Genomic DNA, 18,314 nt, shown 5'->3' on the forward strand with positions numbered 1-18,314 from the left:
GGGCAGGATGGGCCGATGCGGACACCACGAGAGGCCGCCAGGGTCGCGGTGCTCGACCCGGCAGGCGCCGTCTTCATGTTCCGGTACGACAACTCCGAGGTGGGCGTGCACTGGGCGATGCCCGGCGGGGGCCTCGACCCGGGCGAGACGCCCGAGGCCGCCGCGGCGCGCGAACTGCGCGAGGAGACCGGCTGGACCGGCGTCCCCCTGCGCGGGACGCTCTGCCTGTGGGAGCACGACTACACGCGCGCGGGCGTGCCCGTACGGCAGCGCGAGCGGATCTACCTGGCGTACGGGCCGCGCCGCGAGCCGGTCGGCGACCTGACCGCCGCCCACGCCGAGGACGGCATCCTGCGCTGGCGCTGGTGGTCCCCCGCCGAACTCGCCGTGGCGGACGAGGCCCTGTGGCCCCCGCAGCTCCCCCAGGTCCTCGACGCGCTGCGCGCCGACGGCCCGCCCGCCGTACCGGCCGACTTCGGGTACGTCCCCAACTCCCCGCGCTGAGTGGCAGCATCAGGGCCATGGACGATCTCCCGGAACGGCTCCCCGCCACGCTCGGCGCGCTGCGCGCGGACGCCGCCGCGCTCGGCTTCGCCCTCTCCTGCGACCCGCGCACCGGCGCCCTGCTGGCCGCCCTCGCCGCCGCGCGCCCCGGCGGGCGGGTGCTCGAACTGGGCACCGGCGTCGGCCAGGGCGCGGCCTGGCTGCTCGATGGGATGGACGCGACCGCCTCGCTCGTCAGCGTGGAACGGGACGCGGCGGTGCAGTCCGTGGCCCGCCGCCACCTCGGTGCCGACCCCCGGCTGACCCTGGTGCAGGGCGACGCGGGGGCCTGGCTCGACGGCTACGGCGGGCCGCCGTTCGACCTCGTGTTCGCCGACACGTGGCCGGGCAAGTTCACCCACCTCGACACAGCCCTGGCACTGGTCGCGCCAGGGGGCGCATACGTCGTGGACGATCTCGCGCCCGTTCCCGGCTGGCCGGCCGGGCATGAGGCGGACGTACGGCGGCTGCTGGCCCGGCTGGACGGCCCGCCCGGCTTCCGCACCGCCCGCCTCGGCTGGGCGAGCGGACTGCTGCTGGCCGTCCGCACCGGCGTCAGCGGGGCAGCCGTCTGAGCATGACGGTGCTGTCCGTGCGGGTGCGGGGCGTGCCGTCGGGGCCGAGCTGCGTGCGCTCGTGCTCCTCGCTCAGCAGGACCTCCCAGTCCCCCTCGGGCAGCCGCAGCGACGCGATGACCTCGGGCGGCGTCGGGAAGCGCACGCCGGGGTGGTCCTCGCCCTCCTCCCGGTGCGGGGAGCCCGCGTGCCCCTCGATCAGCAGGACGCCGCCCGGCGCCACCGCCGCGGCGGCCGACCGCAGGATGCGCTCGCGCGGCATGTCCGCCCAGGAGTGCAGGAACTGGGCGGACACCAGGTCGTAGCTGCCGCCGGGGAACGAGGTCGCCAGGTCGTGCCGCTGCCAGTCGATCCGGTCGGCCACGCCCGCGTCCGCCGCGTGCCTGGCGGCCCGTCCGAGGGCGACCCGTGAGATGTCCGCGGCCGTCACCCGCCAGCCGCGCGCGGCGAGCCACACCGCGGCGCCGCCCTCGCCGCAGCCGAGGTCGAGGGCGCTGCCCGGCGTGAGGTCCGCGACATGCCTGACCAGCTCCGTGTCGGGCTCGCCGCTCCGGACGCGCCCGGTCTGCGCGTAGCGCTCGTCCCACTCGCGGGCGGCGCGGCGCGCGGCGACGGCGGCCGCGGTCTCCTCGGCGGTCAGGTCCGCGTTGACGGCGGCGCCCGCGCGCACCCCGGCGTCGGCGGCGCCCACGACCTGCTGGGCGGGCGTCGTGACGTTGCCCGCCGCCCAGACGCCGGGCACGGGCGTGGCGCCGGTCTCGTCCACGGGCACGACGGTGCCGACGACCTGGCCGTCGCGTTCCCGCTCGATCGGGGTGATCCCGAGGCCGTCGAGGAAGGCGGCGCGCGCGGTGAACAGCGGGGTGACGGCGAGCGCGGCGCAGGGGACGACGGCGCCGTCGGCGAGGGCGACGCCGGTGAGCCGGTCGCCGGCGACGGTGAGGCCGGTCACCCGTTCGTGCACCACGGTGATGCCCCGCGCGTCGAACTGCTCGGCCTGCTCGTCGGTCAGTTCCGGCATGGCGTGCCGGAAGAGTGTGAGGTCGTCGGTCCACTGGCGCCACATCAGGGCCTGGTGGACGGAGAGCGGCCCGGTGCCGAGAACGCCGATGGGCTGGTCGCGGACCTCCCAGCCGTGGCAGTACGGGCAGTGCAGAACCTCGCGTCCCCAGCGGTCGGCGAGGCCGGGGACGCCGGGCAGTTCGTCGGTCAGGCCGCTGGCGACCAGCAGCCGCCTGGCGGCGACGGCGGTGCCGTCCGCGAGGACGACGTGGAAGCCGTCCGGGGTGCGCCCCGCGGTCGCGACGCGCGCGGGGACGATCTCGGCGCCGTACCGCGCGGCCTCCTCACGTCCGGCGGCGAGCAGCGCGAGCGGAGGCACACCCTCGTGGCCGAGGAGGGTGTGCACGCCGTCGGCGGGGGCGTTGCGCGGGGTGCCGTCGTCGATCACGAGGACGGAGCGGCGGGCCCGGCCGAGGGCCACCGCGCCGCTCAGTCCGGCCGCGCCGCCGCCGATGACCACGACGTCGTACGAGGAGCGTGTGGGTGCGGTCATACAGGAGCACCTCCCTTTCCCGGGCGATGGTCGGCCGGACCCCCCATCATTTGACAAAGCTTGTTGCCGGGTCGGCACATGGGAGGCGTGGCGGACGACAACCTGACGAACGTACTGAGCACGGTGGGCCCCCGGCTGCGCGCCCTGCGCCTGGAGCGCGGCCTCACGCTGGCGTCGCTGAGCGGTGCGACGGGCATCTCGCAGAGCACCCTGTCGCGTCTGGAGTCGGGGCAGCGCAGGCCGGCGCTGGAACTGCTGCTGCCGCTGGCGCGTACGTACGGCGTGCCGCTGGACGACCTGGTGGGGGCGCCGCCCACCGGTGACCCGCGCGTCCACCCGCGCCCGTTCGTCCGGCACGGGCGGACGTTCGTGCCGCTGGCCAGGAACCTGGGCGGACTACTGGCATACAAGATGATCATTCCCGGCAGGTCGCCGGACGACCCGCTGCCCGAGCAGCGCACGCACGAGGGCTACGAGTGGCTGTACGTGCTGGCCGGGAAGCTGCGGCTGGTCCTGGGCGAACACGACCTGACGCTCGCGGCCGGAGAGGCCGCCGAGTTCGACACGCGCGTCCCGCACGTCTTCGTGAGCGGGGGGCCGCGGCCGACGGAGGTGCTGTCGCTGTTCGGCCCGCAGGGCGAACGGCTCCATGTCCGCGCCCGCCCGGCGCGGGCGGACTGACGGGCCCCGCCGGGCGCGTCACCCCGGCGGCGCGCGCCACCTGGGCCCCGCGAACCTGGCGAGCGCCGCCGCCAGATCGTCCGGCACGGCACGCACGACCGACAGCGGCAGCACGCAGTACCAGCCCCCGCCGCTGTGCAGGGCCCGGTGCGACGGGGCGGCGCCGGGGCGCAGATGGACGTGGACCCCGTACACCTTGCTGTCGCGGCCCCGCCGCATGACCGGCCGCGGTTCGACGGCGTCCACGTCGTGCCACGCGTGCCACCCGTTGTACCTGCCGATGGCGAACAGCAGGTGATCCGCCGTGATGTGCAGCTCGGTGCGGAGCGGGGGCTTGAGCAGCCACGAGAGGCAGGACACCAGCAGCGCGAGGAGCAGCCACGCCGCCCCACCCCCCACGGCCTGCGCCCAGCTGCCGGAGAGCGCGCCCCGCAACAGCGTCAGGCCGCCTAAGAAGGCGAACGCCGGCCAGTGGGCCACGATCGCGCGCCGCCTGCGGCCGATGGCGTGGAAGGCCGCCGGGCCGTCCTCCAGGACGGCCCAGTGCTCGCGGACGGCGAGCGGCTGCCGTTCCGCTGCCCAGATCGTCCCCCGGAGCGAGGGAGGGGGTCCGGGGAAAGGACGCGCCGCCGGAGCGGGGCCCGCCGCACCGTGCGGCCGGCGCCGGGCGGCCCGCTGCGGCGGAACGCCGGAAGTGGTGACTGCCGCCCGCGCCCGTGTCAGGTGCTCCTGGAGCCGCAGGTGCCTGAACCGGTAGACGCCGCCGCTCTGCCGCAGCAGCCCGCCCCGGTGCGCGTCCCGCAGGAACTCCATGAGCGACCACGGCACCCTGCCCACCGTCGCGAGCGCCGCCTTGGCGAACAGCCACCGGCTCCACGGACTCAGCAGCACCAGCAGTGCCGCCGCCCCGACCCAGGCGACCGCGCCCCATGCCAGGGCGTCCGCCACCGTGCCGCCCGCGAACCAGCCGAACGCCCCCTGGCCGATTCCGAACAGCGGGGCGACCACGCCGGCCGACAGCAGCGCGGCGCGCCGCTCGCCCCGCAGCAGTTCCCCCGGCGTCACCGCGTCCTCCGTGTCGGCGGGCGCGGCGATGACGGCCATGGCGAGCGGCGCGAGGACGCATCCCGTCACGACCATCACCACGTACGGCCGGCTGTCGTTCGCGCCCGCGGCGATCAGGCCGAGCCCGGCGGTCGGCACCACGATCACCAGCGCGGCCGCCAGCCCCCGCCGCACCGCCACGGGCCGTCGCGCGGACCGCAGTGCGGCGCCGATGCGGAACGGATTGGCGCGCCTGCGCGGCTGCCACATGCGGCTGCGGAACCAGAACTCGGTGGACCGCCACATCAGGAAGCACAGCGTCAGTCCCAGGGTGAGGGAGGATTCCAGGCCGAGTCCGGTCGAGCCCCAGTCGAAACCGGGGTCGGTGCGGCGGTCGCCGTACCAGGCGATGAAGGCGTCCACCGGGACGGACACGGCCAGACCCACCACCAGGAGCACCAGCGGGAACAGGGCGAGGACCATCGGCGTGCGGTGCAGGCGCCACCAGGCCAGCTCGGTCGTGTGCCGCCGGTCGAGGTGGCGGGCGAGTGCCGTGAGCCAGTGGCGCGCGCGGTCGGGGTGCCAGCGGCCGGGCGCGTGCAGGCGCTCCAGGGACTGCGGGCGCTCGGTGAAGGTGGCCGCGAACACCGCGTCCAGCAGATGGTGTTCGACGTCCGCGACGTCCGGGAAGCGGCGTGTCAGCAGGTCGCACGGGTCGGCGGGCGGCGTCTCGTAGGCGCGGCGGGCCAGCCAGATCATCAGCGGGCTCGTCAGCGTCCTGGCGACGGGCCCGTCCGGGGCGGCGGCGAGCGCGGCCACCGTCCAGGCCCAGCGGTCGCGGACAGGGGAACGGGCGGAACGGACGAGGTAGCGCGTCGCGTCGGCGAGGTCCACGGGCTGGGCGTGCAGTGTCACGGCACGGGTGATCTCGGCGCCGGAGGCACGCACGGCCGCGTACGCCTCGGTCCTCGACGCGAGGACGACGGGGTGTTCGGGCCCGAGCGCGGCGTCCACGGCCCGGACGACGTCGGCCCTGCGGTGCTCGGGCAGTTCGTCGAGGCCGTCGAGCACGGGCAGGAGCAGCCCTTCGCGGACGAGCCGCCGCGCGGGAGGGTCCCCTTCGACGGCGGGCAGGCCCGGGTACTCCTCGGTGACGCGCCGGACCACCCAGCGGTGGAAGTCCTCGCGGAACGGGTCGAACGACTCCAGCGTCAGCGGCACGGGGACGGGCGCCGGTTCGCCGCGTGCGCGGCGCGCGGTGAGGTCGAGCGTCAGCAGCACGGCCAGGGTGGACTTCCCGGAGCCCGGCGGTCCGAGGACGACGAGCCGCCGCCGTTCGAGGGCGAGCAGGGCGTCGGCCAGCCGGGAGGCGCTGCCGTCCTGCCCGGGGGCGGCGGCGCGGGGGCCGGGGCGGTCGGCGTGCCAGCGGACGGGCAGCGGCTCGTCGGCGGCGGCGGCGTCCTGGGCGCGCAGTTCGGCGGACCACTGGGCGCGGACGGCGCGGGCGAGGGCGTGGGCGGCGCGGTCCACGGGGTCGCGCGGCGGGGGTACGTGGACCGTCACGTCGCCGTGGACCTGGCCGATCTGGATCACGTACTCGGCCGTGCCGCCGCTCATGACGTTGCGGATGGAAGGTGGCTCCGGTGCCTCCGGCATGGAGGGCATTATGGTCCGCGCCCGCCGCGCGCGGGAGGCGGTCGGGGACCGGACCGGCCCGTCAACGGCACGACGAAACGCCCCGGTTGACGCCGCGTCACCTCTACGGGTGACGTGTGGGCCTGGTGGGGTGGATGCCGAGGGCGTCGGCGAGGATCACGTACATCGCGTGCGACCACAGCAGCGGGGTCGCGACGGGGCCCCACCGCTCCTCCCAGGGGGCGAGCTGCCCGGGGTGCAACAGGCGCGCGCCGACGGCCTGTTCCGGCAGCAGCCCGTCGGGGGTCGCCTGGGCGGCGATCCAGTCGAGCTGCCGCCTGGCGGCGGCCGTGCGGCCGGTGCGCGCGTGGTGCCAGCCGAGGAGGCCGGCCAGGACCGGCCACTGCCCGCCGCCGTAGAAGACGTCGTCCAGGTAGCGGTGGACACCGCCGCCCGGTTCCAGCAGGTCGCGCTCGACGGCGGCGAGCGTGCGCGCGGCGACGCGCCCGTACGGGTCGGTGACGGTGAACGGGGTCAGGCACGCGACGAGGCTCGCGTCCACCGCCCCGTTCCCCAGCCACTTGGTGAGCCGCCCGCGCAGCGTGCCCTCCTCGGCGACGAGGTTCCCGGCGTCCGCGAGGACCGGGGCGACGACGTCCGGGTCCGCCAGGCCCGCCCGCGCGGCGGCGGCCAGGCCGCCCTGGATCGCGCCGAGGGTGGAGACGTGCCGCTCGTCCCCGGACTCCTCCCACCAGTCGTTGCAGGGCAGGTCCCAGGTGACGGCGAGGTAGTCCACGACCAGGGCTACGGCGTCGCGGTACGGGGCGGGGTCGAGTCCGTGCCGCTCCAGGTGGGCCGTGAGCGACCAGAGCCACGTGCCGTACCCGTCCGTCTGGAACTCGCCCCAGCCCGCGACGTCCGGGTCGCGCCCGTCGAGCGTGAAGCGCGTCGGCAGGTAGTCGCGGTCGGCGGGCCGCCCGCCGCCGCGGTGCGCGGCGACGACGCGCAGGACGCGGTCCGCGCGGTCGGTCACCATCCGGGCGCACCAGTCGTGGAACGCGGTGGCCGAGCCGGGCGCGCCCGCGCGGGACGCCGCCTCCGCGATGAACGAGCCGTCGCGGAACCACGAGAAGCCGTACACCGGGTACGCCGGACCGGCCGGATAACCGCCGCCCGCGTCCTGGTTGCCGGTGATGACGTCCAGACTCCGCGCCACGAGGCGCCGGTGGTCGGTGGTGGACACGGGCTTGCCTCCGGGGGTGTGACGGGCGGGGAGCGGGGACGTGCCCCGGGGGACAGCCTTCCCCCGGCGGCGGCCCGGGAGGCGGAGCGGGGGCCGGGAGGCGGCAGAAGCACCCGTCCGGGTGGCGGCGCGTTCACCGTCCCGGGCGCACGGCGCACGGCGCACGGCGCACGGCGCACGGCGCACGGCGCACGGTGGTGCGGGAGGGGCGGAGGGCGACTGGCAGGGATTGACGGGGGGTCAGCGAGCGTGAATGATCTGCTCGACCGATCAGCTGAGTGCTCTCGCGCCGGCGTGAGCCCGCCGAGAGGATTCCGCCGCCGTGGCCCCCAGCCGAGTGCCCGACTTCCGCAGTCCCCTGTCCGCGCGCGCCAAGGTCCTGCTCGCCGCCGGGGTCGCCGGGGTGCTGGCCGTGACCGGGGCGGCCGTGGTCGTGTCCGACGGCGGGGACGGCGGGGACAGCGGCGCAGGCGGGGACCGCGAGGCCGTGGCGGGACCGACGTCCGGTACGGACGCGCCCGTCGCCGCGCCGCCCGCCGACGAGTCCCTGATCGCCCCCTCGCCCGACGAGTCCGTGGTGCCGCCGTCGCCCGGCGGGGAGCGGGACGCGGCGGACGGCGGGACCGGCGGCGACGGCGCGGAGGCGACGGGCGGCGGCGGTGACGGCGCGGACGGCGGAGGCGGCGGCGGGACGGGCGGGGGCGGCGCGCCCATCCGGGCCGGGCTGTTCGTCAACCCGGGCGGCCAGGTGAGCCGGTGGGTCGCGGACAACCCCCAGGACGGCAGGCGGCCCGTCATCGCCGAGGAGATAGCGGACGAGCCGCAGGGCGTGTGGTTCACGCGGTACGACCCCGACGGGGTGACGGGCGAGGTGCGGGCCGTCACGTCGGCGGCCGAGGCGTCGGGCGGCGTGCCGGTCCTGGTGAGCTACGTCCTGCCCAGCCGCGACTGCGGCGGCCACTCGGGCGGCGGCGCTCCCGACACGGCCGCGTACGGACGCTGGATGGAACGTTTCGCCGCCGGTCTGGGCAGCGGCCCCGTCATCGTGATCCTCGAACCTGACTCACTGGCGCTCAACGACTGCATGGCCCCCGACGCGAAGCACGCGCGCGACGCCGCGCTCGCCCGCGCCGCCGACACCCTCCACGCCGCCAACCCCAGGGCCCGCGTCTACTTCGACGCGGGCCACTCCCAGTGGCACGACCCGGCCGACATGGCCGCCAGGCTGCGCGCCGCCGGGGCCGGGGAGAGCGCGGACGGCATCTTCACCAACGTCGCCAACTTCCGCACCACGGCGGACGAGACGGCCTACGCCAAGGACGTCCTCGCGGCGCTCGGCGGCGGCCTGCACGCCGTGATCGACACCAGCCGCAACGGCAACGGCCCGGTCGGCGAGGAGTGGTGCGACCCGGAGGGCCGCCGCCTCGGCGAACGCCCCACCACGGACACGGGCGACCCCGCGGTCGCCGCCTACCTGTGGGTCAAGCCCCCGGGCGAGGCGGACGGCTGCGCCGCCGCCCCCGGCGCCTTCTCCCCCGAGATCGCCTACCACCTGGCCCTGGGTGACTAGTTGACGTCCCGTCCCCGGCGCGCGGCGCCGGAGGCAGGGCGGCGCGGGCACCACGCGCGGACGACCGGGCGCGGCCGGCCCGTCGCGCGCGGTCCCGCCGCAGCACGCTTCGGCCGCCGTCCACCAGGTCGTTGACACGGGAGGGCGACAACGCGTTACCGAGGAGTTACTCCGTGGCACATAAGCTAGTGAGTGACTCCAACAGATCGGACACGCCATGCTGTTCCCCCGTATACGGCGGCATCTCGGGCGCCGTGGCGCCCTGCTGGTCATCGTCGGCGCAGGGGAGATCATCTGGGGCCTCCAGTTCGTCCTCGATCCGGCGCCCAACCCGCAGGGGCTCACGCTGCTGACCGAGGTCGCGCCCGTGCACTACTGGGCGTGGATGTGGGTGGTCGCGGGTGTGGCGGCGGTGTCGGCGGCGTGCGTGCGGATCGGCCACGACTGGCCGGGGTTCGCCGCCGCGCTGGCGCCGCCCACCGTGTGGTCCACGGCGTACGTGGCCGCCGGGCTCGCGGGCGAGTACACGAGAGGGCTGTGGATCGCCGCCTGGTACCTGTCGTCACACGTCGGGGTGATCATGTGGGCCAGCGCGATACCGGAGTTCTCGGCGCCGGCGGCGGTACCGGCGGCGCGTCCCGTCAAGGAGGGGGCGGCATGAGTCTTTGGACGACGGTGGCGGCGATCGGCGGGCCGGTGGGCGCGCTGGCCGCGGGCTGGCTCGCGGCACGGGCCACGAAGGCCGCGGCGCTGATCACCGGTGAGGCGCACACGCGTGTGGCCGCGGTGACGACCGGCCCGGAGGAACGGCGGGTCGATCTCGCCGTCCTCCAGGCCACCGTGGAACGCGTCACCGAGGAGAACCGGGAGCAGCGCACGCGGCTCGCCCGCCTGGAGGCGCTGCTGCGCGCGTTCGTCACGACGTCCGACCGGTGGGCGGCGCAGCTGCGGCGGGCCGGGATGGAACCCGTCGCGGCCGAGCCGCAGGTGGACGAGTACTACCGGACGGGCGTCTGACGGCTGCCGCCGGTCGGGGCGCGCTCCGGCGCGGGCGTGGGGACGGGCGCGCCGTGGCGGGCGGACGGCGTGACGTGCCGTCCCTGCGAGGCGTGCGTCGCGATGTGTTCGCCACTGAGGGCGCGCGCCGTGTTGACGAGCCCGACCATGCTGAACGCCTGGGGGGTGTTCCCCAGGTGGTGCCCGCGCACGACGTCGTACTCCTCGCTGAGGAGCCCCACGTCGTTGCGCAGCGCGAGCAGCCGCTCGAAGAGGTCGCGCGCCTCCGCGGTGCGCCCGGTGCCGTGGAGCGCGTCGGCGAGCCAGAAGCTGCACGCGACGAACGCGCCCTCGCCGCCCGGCAGTCCGTCCACCTCGCCGTCGGCCTCGGGGCGGTAGCGCAGGACGAAGCCGTCGCTCTGGAGTTCGCGGCGCACGGCGTCCACGGTGCCGCGCACGCGCGGGTCGTCCCAGGGGAGGAAGCCGGTGCGGGGCAGCAGCAGGAGCGCGGCGTCGAGGCCGCGTGAGCCGTAGAACTGCGTGAACGTGTTGCGTTCGGCGTCGTACGCCTTCTCGCAGACCTCGGCGTGGATGCGGTCGCGCAGGGCGGCCCACCGCGCCACGGGCGCGTCGGCGGGGTGGCGGCGGGCGGAGTGCACCGCGCGGTCGAGTCCCGCCCAGGCCATCACCTTGGAGTGGGTGAAGTGGCGGCGGGGGCCGCGTACTTCCCACAGGCTGTTGTCCGGCTGGTCCCAGGCGCCCTCCAGGTGGTCGAGCAGGGCGCGCTGTATCCGGAGGGCGTCCCCGTCCGGGGCGATGCCGCTCTCCTCGGCGAGGTGGAAGCTGTCCAGGACCTCGCCCCAGACGTCGAGCTGGAACTGGCCGGCGGCCGCGTTGCCCACCCGGACGGGGCCGGTGCCCCGGTGGCCGTCGAGCCAGCCGAGTTCCGCCTCGGGGAGGCGGCGCGTGCCGTCGAGCCCGTACATGATCCGCAGGTCCGCCGGGTCGCCCGCGACCGCGCGCAGCAGCCACTCGCGCCAGGCCCGCGCCTCCTCGACGAACCCGGTGCCCAGCAGGGCCTGGAGGGTGAAGGTCGAGTCGCGCAGCCAGCAGAAGCGGTAGTCCCAGTTGCGGGTGCCGCCCGGCTCCTCGGGCAGTGAGGTGGTGGCGGCGGCGAGGATGCCGCCGGTGGGGCGGTAGGTGAGGGCCTTGAGCGTGACGAGGGAGCGCCGCACCGGCTCCTGCCACCCGCCCTCGTAACGGCAGCCCGCCATCCATGACTCCCAGAAGCGCCGGGTGTCGGGGACGGCCGCGAGCGCGTCCACCGGCTCGGGCCGTGGCAGGTGGGACGGCTGGTGGGTGAGGACGAACGGCACGCGCTGCCCGGCCGTCACCGTGAACGCGGCGGTGATCCGCCCGTCGTCGGTGACGGCGGTGGGCGCGTCGGTGCGCAGCCAGGCGGCGTCGGGTCCGGCGACGGCGGCGAGGTCGCCGCCGTCCGGGCGCACCCAGGGTGTGAGCCGGCCGTAGTCGAAGCGGAGCCGCAGGTCCATGCGCATGGGGACGCGCCCCGAGACGCCCTCGACGACGCGGACGACGTCGGCGGCCTCGCCCCGGGGCGGCATGCAGTCGGTGACGCGGACCGTGCCGTCGGGCGTGCGCCACTCGCTCTCCAGGACGAGGGAGTCGCCCGCGTAGCGGCGGGCGGTGGTGCGGCCCCCGGCGGCGGGCGCGAGGAGCCAGCGGCCGGCGGTCTCGTCGTGGAGGAGCGCGGCGAAGCAGGCGGGCGAGTCGAAGCGGGGCAGGCACAGCCAGTCGATGGAGCCTTCCCGGCTGACCAGCGCCGCGGTCTGGAGGTCCCCCAGCAGGGCGTAGTCCTCGATCGGTGCGGCGGACACCGCGTCCCCCTCCTGCTCGTGTCCACGGTGCCCGGCCGGATGCGCGGGAGCCGCCGTCCGTCCCCGCCGGCGGACCGGTGGGGACGGACGGCGGCTCCCGGGACGTGCCGTTGCGGGGCGGGGCGCCGTGGTGCGTGCGGTGGTGCGCGGGCCGCGGCGGGCCCGTCGGTCGGTCAGTCGATCGGTCAGTTGGCGGCCAGCATGCCCTTGCGCAGGCGGGTGAGGATGCGGGTCAGCAGCCGCGAGACGTGCATCTGGGAGATGCCGAGCTGCTCGCCGATCTGGGCCTGGGTCATCTCGTCGACGAACCGCATGTGCAGGATCTGGCGATCGCGTTCGCCGAGCTTGCTGACCATCGGGGCGAGGGTGCTGATGTCCTCCACCAGCTGCATCCCCGGGTCCTCCTGGCCGATGAAGTCGGCGAGTACCGCCTCGCCGTCCACGCCGGACTCGCCGGTGAGCGTGGCGTCCAGGGAGGTCGAGTGGTAGCCGTTGGACGCCTTGCGCGCCTCGATGACCTCGGACTCGGGGAGACTCATCAGGGCCGACAGCTCGGCGACGGTCGGGGTGCGGCCGAGCCGGGTGCGCAGCTCCTCGGTGGCCTTGGCGAGTTCGACCCTGGCCTCCTGGAGGCGGCGCGGGACGTGCACGGCCCAGCTGGTGTCGCGGAAGAAGCGCTTGATCTCGCCGACGATGTAGGGCACCGCGAAGGAGGTGAACTCGACCTCGCGGGACAGCTCGAAGCGGTCGATCGCCTTGATCAGGCCGATCGTGCCGACCTGGACGATGTCCTCCATCTGGTCGCCCCGGCCGCGGAAGCGCGTGGCGGCGTAGCGGACCAGCGAGAGGTTCATCTCGATGAGCGTGTTGCGCGCGTACTGGTACTCGTGCGTGCCCTCTTCGAGGACGGCGAGCCGGGCGAAGAAGACCCGCGACAGCTCCCTCGCGTCACGCGGAGCCACCTTCTGCGGGGCGCCGATCTGCGGCAGAGGGGCGCCGGCCAGGTCCTCCGCGCTCTCCGCGGTCCTCGTCACCGGGTGCGCTGCCGTCGCCGTCACAGCTGCCATGGTGTCCACCCCATTACCTGCTCGACAGTGGTGCCTGAACGGGCACGTACCCGGGTCTCACCCCGGCATGCCTCTTTTTTCCACGGGATCTTCCGGGCGCCGTCCGCGGGTTCCCGCGCGCCTGGTCAGTCGGCCGCCGGGCGGTCCTGGCGCCGGGGGCCGGGTCCGAGCTGTCCCGAGCGCGGGGGCCCGGGGGTGAGGTGGCGCAAGGTGCCCGTGGTGCGCAGGAGTTGGTCGAGGCGCGGCGTGCGGTTGTCCAGGTGCAGGCGGACCCGTGCGGCGGTGGCGCGGCGCTGGATCATCAGCAGGCAGGACAGGCCGAGGGCGTCGCAGTCGCCGAGCCGGGCGAAATCCAGGCGCAGCTGGAGCAGCCCCGGATGGCGGGCGAGCTGCTCGGTGACGGCTTCGAGGAGTTCGTCCGCCGTGTCCCGGTCCAGGTCGCCGTGGATCTGGAGGCGGACGGTGAACGGGTTCGGCGCGGTGGCGGTGAGGGCGCGCGGCGGCAGGCTGGTCATGCCGCCGTCCCCTGACCGGTCGACGCGCCGGAGGACGGTGCGTCGCCGCCCACGGCCCGCCGCGCCTCGGCCAGGTGCCGCGCCGCGCGCGGGAAGTCCGCGAGCCGGCCGGCCAGGACGTCGAGGGTGGGCGCGAGCGAACGGGCGGGCACGCCGCGTGCGGCGAGGATGCCGCCGGTCCACCGGACGAAGCCGGTGAACAGCTCCGGGTCGTCCGCGTACAGGGACGCGGCGAGGAAGTCCACGATCTGCGCGATGTCGTCCGCGGTGTGCCGCAGTTGCTGCCCGGTGTAGTCGCGGATCGCGGGGAAGCGGCTCTCCAGCCCGCCGAGCGCGGCCCGGACGAGCTGGGGCGCGGTCCTGGTGACGTAGGTGTACTCCTGGTCGTCCAGGTGCCGCAACGCGCCCGGCGGGTGGGGCGCGGCGGCGACGTGCGGCCGGGGCGGTGCGGGGTGTCCGGCGGTCATGCGGTGTACCTGCCCGGTGTGCGGCCGTCCACCGCGCTGAGGTGCGCGTGGCGGGGTGCGGTGATGGCGACGACGGCCATGTCGTCGTGCCCGCCCTCGCCGATCCACTGCGAGGCGAGCATCTGCACGCGTTCGACGACGGCCTCGGCCGGCATGCCCGCGCACTGGGCGAGCGCGTCGCGCAGGCGCTCGTCGCCGAAGAGTTCGTCGCCGAGGGGGCCGCCGCGCGCCTCGGTGATGCCGTCCGTGAACAGCAGCGCCGTCTCGCCCGGCGCGAGATGGGTGACGGTGGTGGTCGACTGGACCTCGGGCAGGACGCCGATGAGGGAGCCCTGGGTGTCGGCCTCGTGCACGCGGCCGTCGGTCCTGACGATCAGCGGCGGCGGGTGGCCCGCGCTGGTCAGCCGCAGCCGTACGCGTCCGGCCTCGCGCAGGACGGAGGCGAGGACGAGCGTGACGAAGCGGGTGTGCCGGGAGTCGAGCAGCGCGTCGTTGAGCAGCCCGAGGATGCGCTGGTGGCCGACGGAGAGCGGGGCGAGGGTCTGGAGGGCGTTGCGGACCTTGCCGGTGAGGACGGCCGCCTCCAGGCCCTTGCCGCAGACGTCGCCGAGGACGACGAGGGACTCGCCGCCCGCGCTCGGGGCCTGGTACACGTCGTAGAAGTCGCCGCCGACGCGTTCCCCGGCACGTGCGGCGCGGTAGCCGCCGGCCAGCCCGACGCCGTGGGTGTGCTGGAGGCGGGGCGGCAGCAGTTCCCGCATGAGGGTGGCCGTGGTGCCGGCCTGCTCGGCGTAGAGGCGGGCCGCGGAGATGGCGACGCCCGCCCGCGCGGCGAAGAGGCGCGCGGTCTCCTCCTCGGCGTCGGTGAACGCGCCGCGGCCCGCGCGGCGCAGGAGCACGAGCGCCCCGGCCGGCACGCCGTGGCCCGGCAGCGGCGTGATGACGAGGGACGCGACCTCGCCGTCGAGACCGGGCGGGATCAGCCAGGCGGGGGCGGACGCGGGGTCGATCCAGCGGGCGGGCACGGGCGGGAAACCGCGGAGCGCCTCGCCGAGGCCCGGCACCTGGTCGGCGTCGGCGCGGACGAAACCGCGGGTGACCCGTCCGTCGGGGCCGCAGGAGGTGAGGGGGAGGCGGCGGCCGGCGGCGGGGGCGACGACCACGGCGGCGTCGGCCAGGTGCCGGGTGGCCAGTTGGGCGGTCACCTCGGAGCAGCGTTCGAGGTTGAGGGAGGTGAGGAGCGCCTCGGAGGTCTCGGCCATGAAGGCGGTGCGCCGCTGTTCGAGGCGCAGGGCCTCCTCGGCGCGGCGGCGTTCGGTGTCGTCCACGAGCCACCAGACGATGCCGCCGTCGTCGCCCGGGGTGGGGTGGGCCTCGATATGGCGGTCGGCGACGCGGCCGTGAGCGGCGGCGGTCGGGGCGGGCGGCGCGCCGGTGGCCGTGCCGCGGGTGCCCGTGCCGCTGGTGATGGCGTGGTGGGCGGCGGCGAGCCAGCCGGGGGCGGCGTGGCACAGGGGCGTGCCCGGCTCGGCGCGCGGGAGCAGGCGGCGGGCGGCCTCGTTGGCGCGGCGTACGGCGCCGGTGCGGTCCACGGCGAGGGCGGGGCAGGGGGCGGCGTCCCAGGCGGTGCGGATGCCGGGGAGGTCGGCGGTGGCGGGGCCGCCGGCCATGGCGCGGGTGCCGCCTGGGCTGACGGTGCCGACCGTGCTGCCGTGGTCGGCTGCATGGGGCGGGCTGTCGGAACGGATGTCGGACGTGTCCACGCTCGGGGCACCACCGTGGGCGGGCCAACCACCTTTCTCGCCTACCCGGCTCTCGCATCTGTCAGGACACGCGGTCGCCTGCCGGGTCGCGCCCGTCGGGGCATGCGGCGCGGCGTGTCTTCCGGAACCCACCCTCCCGCATCGGACCCGTGGATGGCAATGGGCGCCGACGCGTGCGGCACGTGGCGGACGGCGCGCGGGAGCGGGCCGGGGGTGCGCCGGCGCCGGTCAGTCGAGGGGCACGACGACCTGGATGGTCTTCCCGCCGCCGGCCAGCTGGAGGACGGTGACGTCCTGGCTGAGGCGGTGGATGAGCGGCCAGCCGTAACCGCCGATGGAGACCCGCCCGTTCCCGTCGGCGTGGGTGACGGTCGTGCGCGGTATCTCGTCGCTCCCGTCGCTGACCGACAGGTACAGGCCCTCGTCCGAGACGACGGCCGAGAAGCCCGTGACGCCCCCCGCGTGCCGGATGGCGTTGGTGACGAGCTCCGACGTCACGAGCAGGACGTCGGCGAGCGTCAGGTCGTCTCTCGGGTCGACGCCGGGCGCCGGGAGGCGTCCGGCCAGCAGGAGCTGGACGTGGTTGCGGGCCGCCGCGGCACTCACGGGCACCGGCCCGTGGTGCCCGCCCGTCACTTCTTCCGCCGACACGCCCTTGCGCTCCATAGTTCTTCCCCCTGCCGTCCACATGCGCGTGCCCGACGCGGGTCGCCGCACACGGCCCATGAGCACCCTGTCCGAAAAAGCTGGACGATGCACCCTTCCGGCGGCACCGGCCGTCAGGGGGACTGCGGCCGGTCCAGTTCCGTCAGGGCGGCTCCGACGGTGTCCGCCAGGGTGAAGTACCCGGCGGTGCCCGTCACCTCGAAGAGCCGCCGTACCGTCTCGCCGAACGGGCCCGCCACCACCATCCGCCCGCCGGCGGCGCGGTGGGCGCGTTCGGCGGTCAGGAGCACGTGGAGGACCCGGGAGTCGGCGAAGTCCGTCTCCGACAGGTCGACCACTGTACGCACTGTACGCCCGACCTCCGCGGGGCCGGACGCCGCGAGCGCCGCTTCGAGGCCGGTCGCGCTCTCGGCGTCGATCTCGCCCGTCACGCGGACCACGAGCACGCCGCCGGCCACCGTCTCGGCCAGCACCGTTCCCAGCTCGTCCATCATCGCCCACTTCCCCGGACCGTCCCGGCCCGCGCCGTCCGCACCCGCCGCCGCCCCCGCGCGGCGGCGGGAAGGACCGTGGGTGTCGCGGGACATTCTCCCGGCCCGCGCCGCGGACCGCGCACCCGCCCCCCGCCAGGAGCCGGCGCGGCGGGTTCGGCGGGCGGCATCGAGGACAGAAGAAGCGGAAGACTCCCCCCGGGGCGGCGGCGCGGGCCGGGTGCCCGTCGGCGGCGGGACGCCGTACGGCCGCCGGGAGTTCGCCCGCCGGTGGCTCCGGCGCGCGGCGGGGCGCCCTAAGCTGAGCGTGCGCGACCGGCGGCGCTGCGTGACGGCCGCCGTTCCCCCGCTCCCGGTCTCAGGAGGAACCGCCATGGAACGTCGCTCCCTCTTGCGCGGTGCCGTCGTCGGCACCGGCACCGTGGCCTTCGGCTTCACCATGTCCCGCTCCTCGCTCGCCTACCCCGCCCGGCCCGGCACCGGCCCGTACGGGCCGCTGGGCGCCGCCGACGCCAACGGCCTGCACCTGCCGCGCGGTTTCAGCAGCCGGATCGTCGCCAGGTCGTCCCGCGAGGTCGCGGGCACGGGCCACACCTGGCACGGCGCCCCCGACGGCGGCGCCTGCTTCGCGGACGGCCGCGGGTGGATCTACGTGTCCAACGCCGAGCTGGGCTCCGGCTCCGGCGGCGCCGGGGCGCTGCGGTTCGCCGCGGACGGCACGGTCTCGGACGCGTACACGATCCTGTCCGGCACGTCGACCAACTGCGCGGGCGGCGCGACGCCCTGGGGAACGTGGCTGTCCTGCGAGGAGGTGAGCCGCGGCTTCGTGTACGAGACGGACCCTCACGGCCGGACGGCGGCGGTGCGCCGCGACGCCATGGGCCGCTTCAAGCACGAGGCCGCCGCCTGCGACCCCGACCTCCGGGTCGTCTACCTCACGGAGGACGAACCGGACGGCGCCTTCTACCGGTTCGCGCCCCGCACATGGGGCGACCTGTCGGCCGGGACGCTGGAAGTGCTCACCGGAAACGACGGCGCCCTCGCCTGGCGCACGGTCCCCGATCCGTCGGCGGCGACCACGCGGACCCGGCAGCAGGTCACCGGCACGCGCGCGTTCAACGGCGGCGAGGGCTGCTACTACCGCGGCGGGCTCTGCTACTTCACGACCAAGGGCGACAACCGGGTGTGGGTCCTGGACACCGGGACGACGACCCTCACCGTCGTGTACGACGACGACCTCGTGGACTCGCCGCCGCTGACGGGCGTGGACAACATCACCGGAAGCGGCAGCGGCGACCTGTTCGTGGCCGAGGACGGCGGGACGATGGAGATCTGCGTGATCACCCCGGACGACGTGGTGGCGCCGTTCCTGCGGGTCAGCGGGCACAGCGGCTCGGAGATCACGGGGCCGGCGTTCAGCCCCGCGGGCGACCGGCTGTACTTCTCCTCCCAGCGGGGCGCGTCCGACAGCAACGGCGCGGGCGTCACCTACGAGGTGCGGGGCCCGTTCCGCGGGGCCGCCTGACCGCCCCAGGGCGGGCGCGGCTGTCCTGAAACCGACGGTGCGCGGGGGCGCGCGCCCCCACACACCACCCCCCGGAACAC

At 75.9% G+C, this 18,314-nt stretch carries 17 protein-coding genes; 7 read left to right on the plus strand and 10 right to left on the minus strand.

Going from position 1 to position 18,314, the window contains the following annotated elements:
• Positions 1–15 precede the first annotated feature (15 nt).
• Positions 16–504, plus strand: a complete 489-nt coding sequence (locus tag ACL02R_RS20805; RefSeq protein WP_362968755.1) for an NUDIX hydrolase — start codon at positions 16–18, stop codon at positions 502–504.
• 17 nt (positions 505–521) lie between these two features.
• Positions 522–1,118 carry an O-methyltransferase gene (locus ACL02R_RS20810; RefSeq protein WP_412798469.1) on the plus strand — a complete coding sequence of 199 codons (597 nt, stop codon included), beginning with the start codon at positions 522–524 and terminating at the stop codon, positions 1,116–1,118.
• Here the strand turns inward: ACL02R_RS20810 and ACL02R_RS20815 are convergent.
• A complete protein-coding gene (locus tag ACL02R_RS20815; RefSeq protein ID WP_412798470.1) occupies positions 1,099–2,673 on the minus strand; it encodes an FAD-dependent oxidoreductase in 1,575 nt (524 codons plus the stop codon). The two genes, ACL02R_RS20810 and ACL02R_RS20815, sit on opposite strands and share 20 nt — an antisense overlap.
• A gap of 78 nt (positions 2,674–2,751) precedes the next feature.
• Here ACL02R_RS20815 and ACL02R_RS20820 point away from each other — a divergent pair, with 78 nt between their 5' ends.
• A complete protein-coding gene (locus tag ACL02R_RS20820) occupies positions 2,752–3,354 on the plus strand; it encodes a helix-turn-helix domain-containing protein (RefSeq protein WP_412798471.1) in 603 nt (200 codons plus the stop codon).
• A gap of 18 nt (positions 3,355–3,372) precedes the next feature.
• Here ACL02R_RS20820 and ACL02R_RS20825 read toward each other — a convergent pair whose 3' ends face one another.
• Both ACL02R_RS20825 and ACL02R_RS20830 read right to left on the minus strand, forming a co-directional pair.
• On the minus strand, positions 3,373–6,054 hold the full coding sequence (locus ACL02R_RS20825; protein ID WP_412798472.1) for a hypothetical protein: 2,682 nt from the start codon (positions 6,052–6,054) through the stop codon (positions 3,373–3,375).
• A gap of 103 nt (positions 6,055–6,157) precedes the next feature.
• Positions 6,158–7,276 carry a glycoside hydrolase family 15 protein gene (locus ACL02R_RS20830; protein ID WP_412798473.1) on the minus strand — a complete coding sequence of 373 codons (1,119 nt, stop codon included), beginning with the start codon at positions 7,274–7,276 and terminating at the stop codon, positions 6,158–6,160.
• A gap of 322 nt (positions 7,277–7,598) precedes the next feature.
• Between ACL02R_RS20830 and ACL02R_RS20835 the strand changes: the two genes are divergently transcribed.
• The 3 genes from ACL02R_RS20835 (at position 7,599) to ACL02R_RS20845 (ending at position 9,863) form a co-directional block, all read left to right on the plus strand.
• Complete coding sequence (locus ACL02R_RS20835) at positions 7,599–8,846, plus strand: glycoside hydrolase family 6 protein (RefSeq protein ID WP_412798474.1); 1,248 nt, start codon at positions 7,599–7,601, stop codon at positions 8,844–8,846.
• Positions 8,847–9,063: 217 nt separating this feature from the next.
• A complete protein-coding gene (locus ACL02R_RS20840; protein ID WP_362959512.1) occupies positions 9,064–9,507 on the plus strand; it encodes a hypothetical protein in 444 nt (147 codons plus the stop codon).
• Entirely contained in the window at positions 9,504–9,863 is a 360-nt protein-coding gene (locus ACL02R_RS20845; protein ID WP_412798475.1) for a hypothetical protein, read from the plus strand. Before ACL02R_RS20840 ends, ACL02R_RS20845 begins: the two co-directional genes overlap by 4 nt.
• On the opposite strand, the gene ACL02R_RS20850 is transcribed toward ACL02R_RS20845, so the two are convergent.
• From ACL02R_RS20850 to ACL02R_RS20880, 7 genes are all read right to left on the minus strand, one after another.
• Positions 9,845–11,740, minus strand: a complete 1,896-nt coding sequence (locus tag ACL02R_RS20850; RefSeq protein WP_412798476.1) for a glycoside hydrolase family 15 protein — start codon at positions 11,738–11,740, stop codon at positions 9,845–9,847. The genes ACL02R_RS20845 and ACL02R_RS20850 overlap by 19 nt on opposite strands.
• A gap of 185 nt (positions 11,741–11,925) precedes the next feature.
• A complete protein-coding gene (locus ACL02R_RS20855) occupies positions 11,926–12,807 on the minus strand; it encodes an RNA polymerase sigma factor SigF (protein ID WP_412798477.1) in 882 nt (293 codons plus the stop codon).
• 125 nt (positions 12,808–12,932) lie between these two features.
• Complete coding sequence (locus ACL02R_RS20860; RefSeq protein ID WP_412798478.1) at positions 12,933–13,322, minus strand: STAS domain-containing protein; 390 nt, start codon at positions 13,320–13,322, stop codon at positions 12,933–12,935.
• Positions 13,319–13,789 (minus strand): hypothetical protein, encoded by a 471-nt coding sequence (locus ACL02R_RS20865; RefSeq protein WP_412798479.1) that lies wholly within the window; start codon positions 13,787–13,789, stop codon positions 13,319–13,321. Before ACL02R_RS20865 ends, ACL02R_RS20860 begins: the two co-directional genes overlap by 4 nt.
• Positions 13,786–15,459, minus strand: a complete 1,674-nt coding sequence (locus ACL02R_RS20870; protein ID WP_412798485.1) for a SpoIIE family protein phosphatase — start codon at positions 15,457–15,459, stop codon at positions 13,786–13,788. Before ACL02R_RS20870 ends, ACL02R_RS20865 begins: the two co-directional genes overlap by 4 nt.
• Positions 15,460–15,780: 321 nt before the next feature.
• Positions 15,781–16,218, minus strand: a complete 438-nt coding sequence (locus ACL02R_RS20875) for an ATP-binding protein (protein WP_412798480.1) — start codon at positions 16,216–16,218, stop codon at positions 15,781–15,783.
• 113 nt (positions 16,219–16,331) lie between these two features.
• Entirely contained in the window at positions 16,332–16,805 is a 474-nt protein-coding gene (locus ACL02R_RS20880) for an STAS domain-containing protein (protein ID WP_412798481.1), read from the minus strand.
• A 277-nt stretch (positions 16,806–17,082) separates the two neighbouring features.
• On the opposite strand from ACL02R_RS20880, the gene ACL02R_RS20885 reads away from it, so the two are divergent.
• Entirely contained in the window at positions 17,083–18,234 is a 1,152-nt protein-coding gene (locus ACL02R_RS20885) for an alkaline phosphatase PhoX (protein ID WP_412798482.1), read from the plus strand.
• Positions 18,235–18,314: the final 80 nt, after the last annotated feature.

It is taken from the genome of Streptomyces sp. MS19, from assembly GCF_047200595.1.
GTDB lineage: Bacteria > Actinomycetota > Actinomycetes > Streptomycetales > Streptomycetaceae > Streptomyces.

Excerpts from the sequence above, each read along its gene's own strand:
- ACL02R_RS20805 (WP_362968755.1), top strand. The coding sequence starts at position 16 with ATGCGGACACCACGAGAGGCCGCCAGGGTCGCGGTGCTCGACCCGGCA.
- ACL02R_RS20810 (WP_412798469.1), top strand. The coding sequence starts at position 522 with ATGGACGATCTCCCGGAACGGCTCCCCGCCACGCTCGGCGCGCTGCGC.
- ACL02R_RS20815 (WP_412798470.1), bottom strand. The coding sequence starts at position 2,673 with ATGACCGCACCCACACGCTCCTCGTACGACGTCGTGGTCATCGGCGGC.
- ACL02R_RS20820 (WP_412798471.1), top strand. The coding sequence starts at position 2,752 with ATGGGAGGCGTGGCGGACGACAACCTGACGAACGTACTGAGCACGGTG.
- ACL02R_RS20825 (WP_412798472.1), bottom strand. The coding sequence starts at position 6,054 with ATGCCGGAGGCACCGGAGCCACCTTCCATCCGCAACGTCATGAGCGGC.
- ACL02R_RS20840 (WP_362959512.1), top strand. The coding sequence starts at position 9,064 with ATGCTGTTCCCCCGTATACGGCGGCATCTCGGGCGCCGTGGCGCCCTG.
- ACL02R_RS20845 (WP_412798475.1), top strand. The coding sequence starts at position 9,504 with ATGAGTCTTTGGACGACGGTGGCGGCGATCGGCGGGCCGGTGGGCGCG.
- ACL02R_RS20855 (WP_412798477.1), bottom strand. The coding sequence starts at position 12,807 with ATGGCAGCTGTGACGGCGACGGCAGCGCACCCGGTGACGAGGACCGCG.
- ACL02R_RS20860 (WP_412798478.1), bottom strand. The coding sequence starts at position 13,322 with ATGACCAGCCTGCCGCCGCGCGCCCTCACCGCCACCGCGCCGAACCCG.
- ACL02R_RS20865 (WP_412798479.1), bottom strand. The coding sequence starts at position 13,789 with ATGACCGCCGGACACCCCGCACCGCCCCGGCCGCACGTCGCCGCCGCG.
- ACL02R_RS20870 (WP_412798485.1), bottom strand. The coding sequence starts at position 15,459 with ATGGCCGGCGGCCCCGCCACCGCCGACCTCCCCGGCATCCGCACCGCC.
- ACL02R_RS20875 (WP_412798480.1), bottom strand. The coding sequence starts at position 16,218 with ATGGAGCGCAAGGGCGTGTCGGCGGAAGAAGTGACGGGCGGGCACCAC.
- ACL02R_RS20880 (WP_412798481.1), bottom strand. The coding sequence starts at position 16,805 with ATGTCCCGCGACACCCACGGTCCTTCCCGCCGCCGCGCGGGGGCGGCG.
- ACL02R_RS20885 (WP_412798482.1), top strand. The coding sequence starts at position 17,083 with ATGGAACGTCGCTCCCTCTTGCGCGGTGCCGTCGTCGGCACCGGCACC.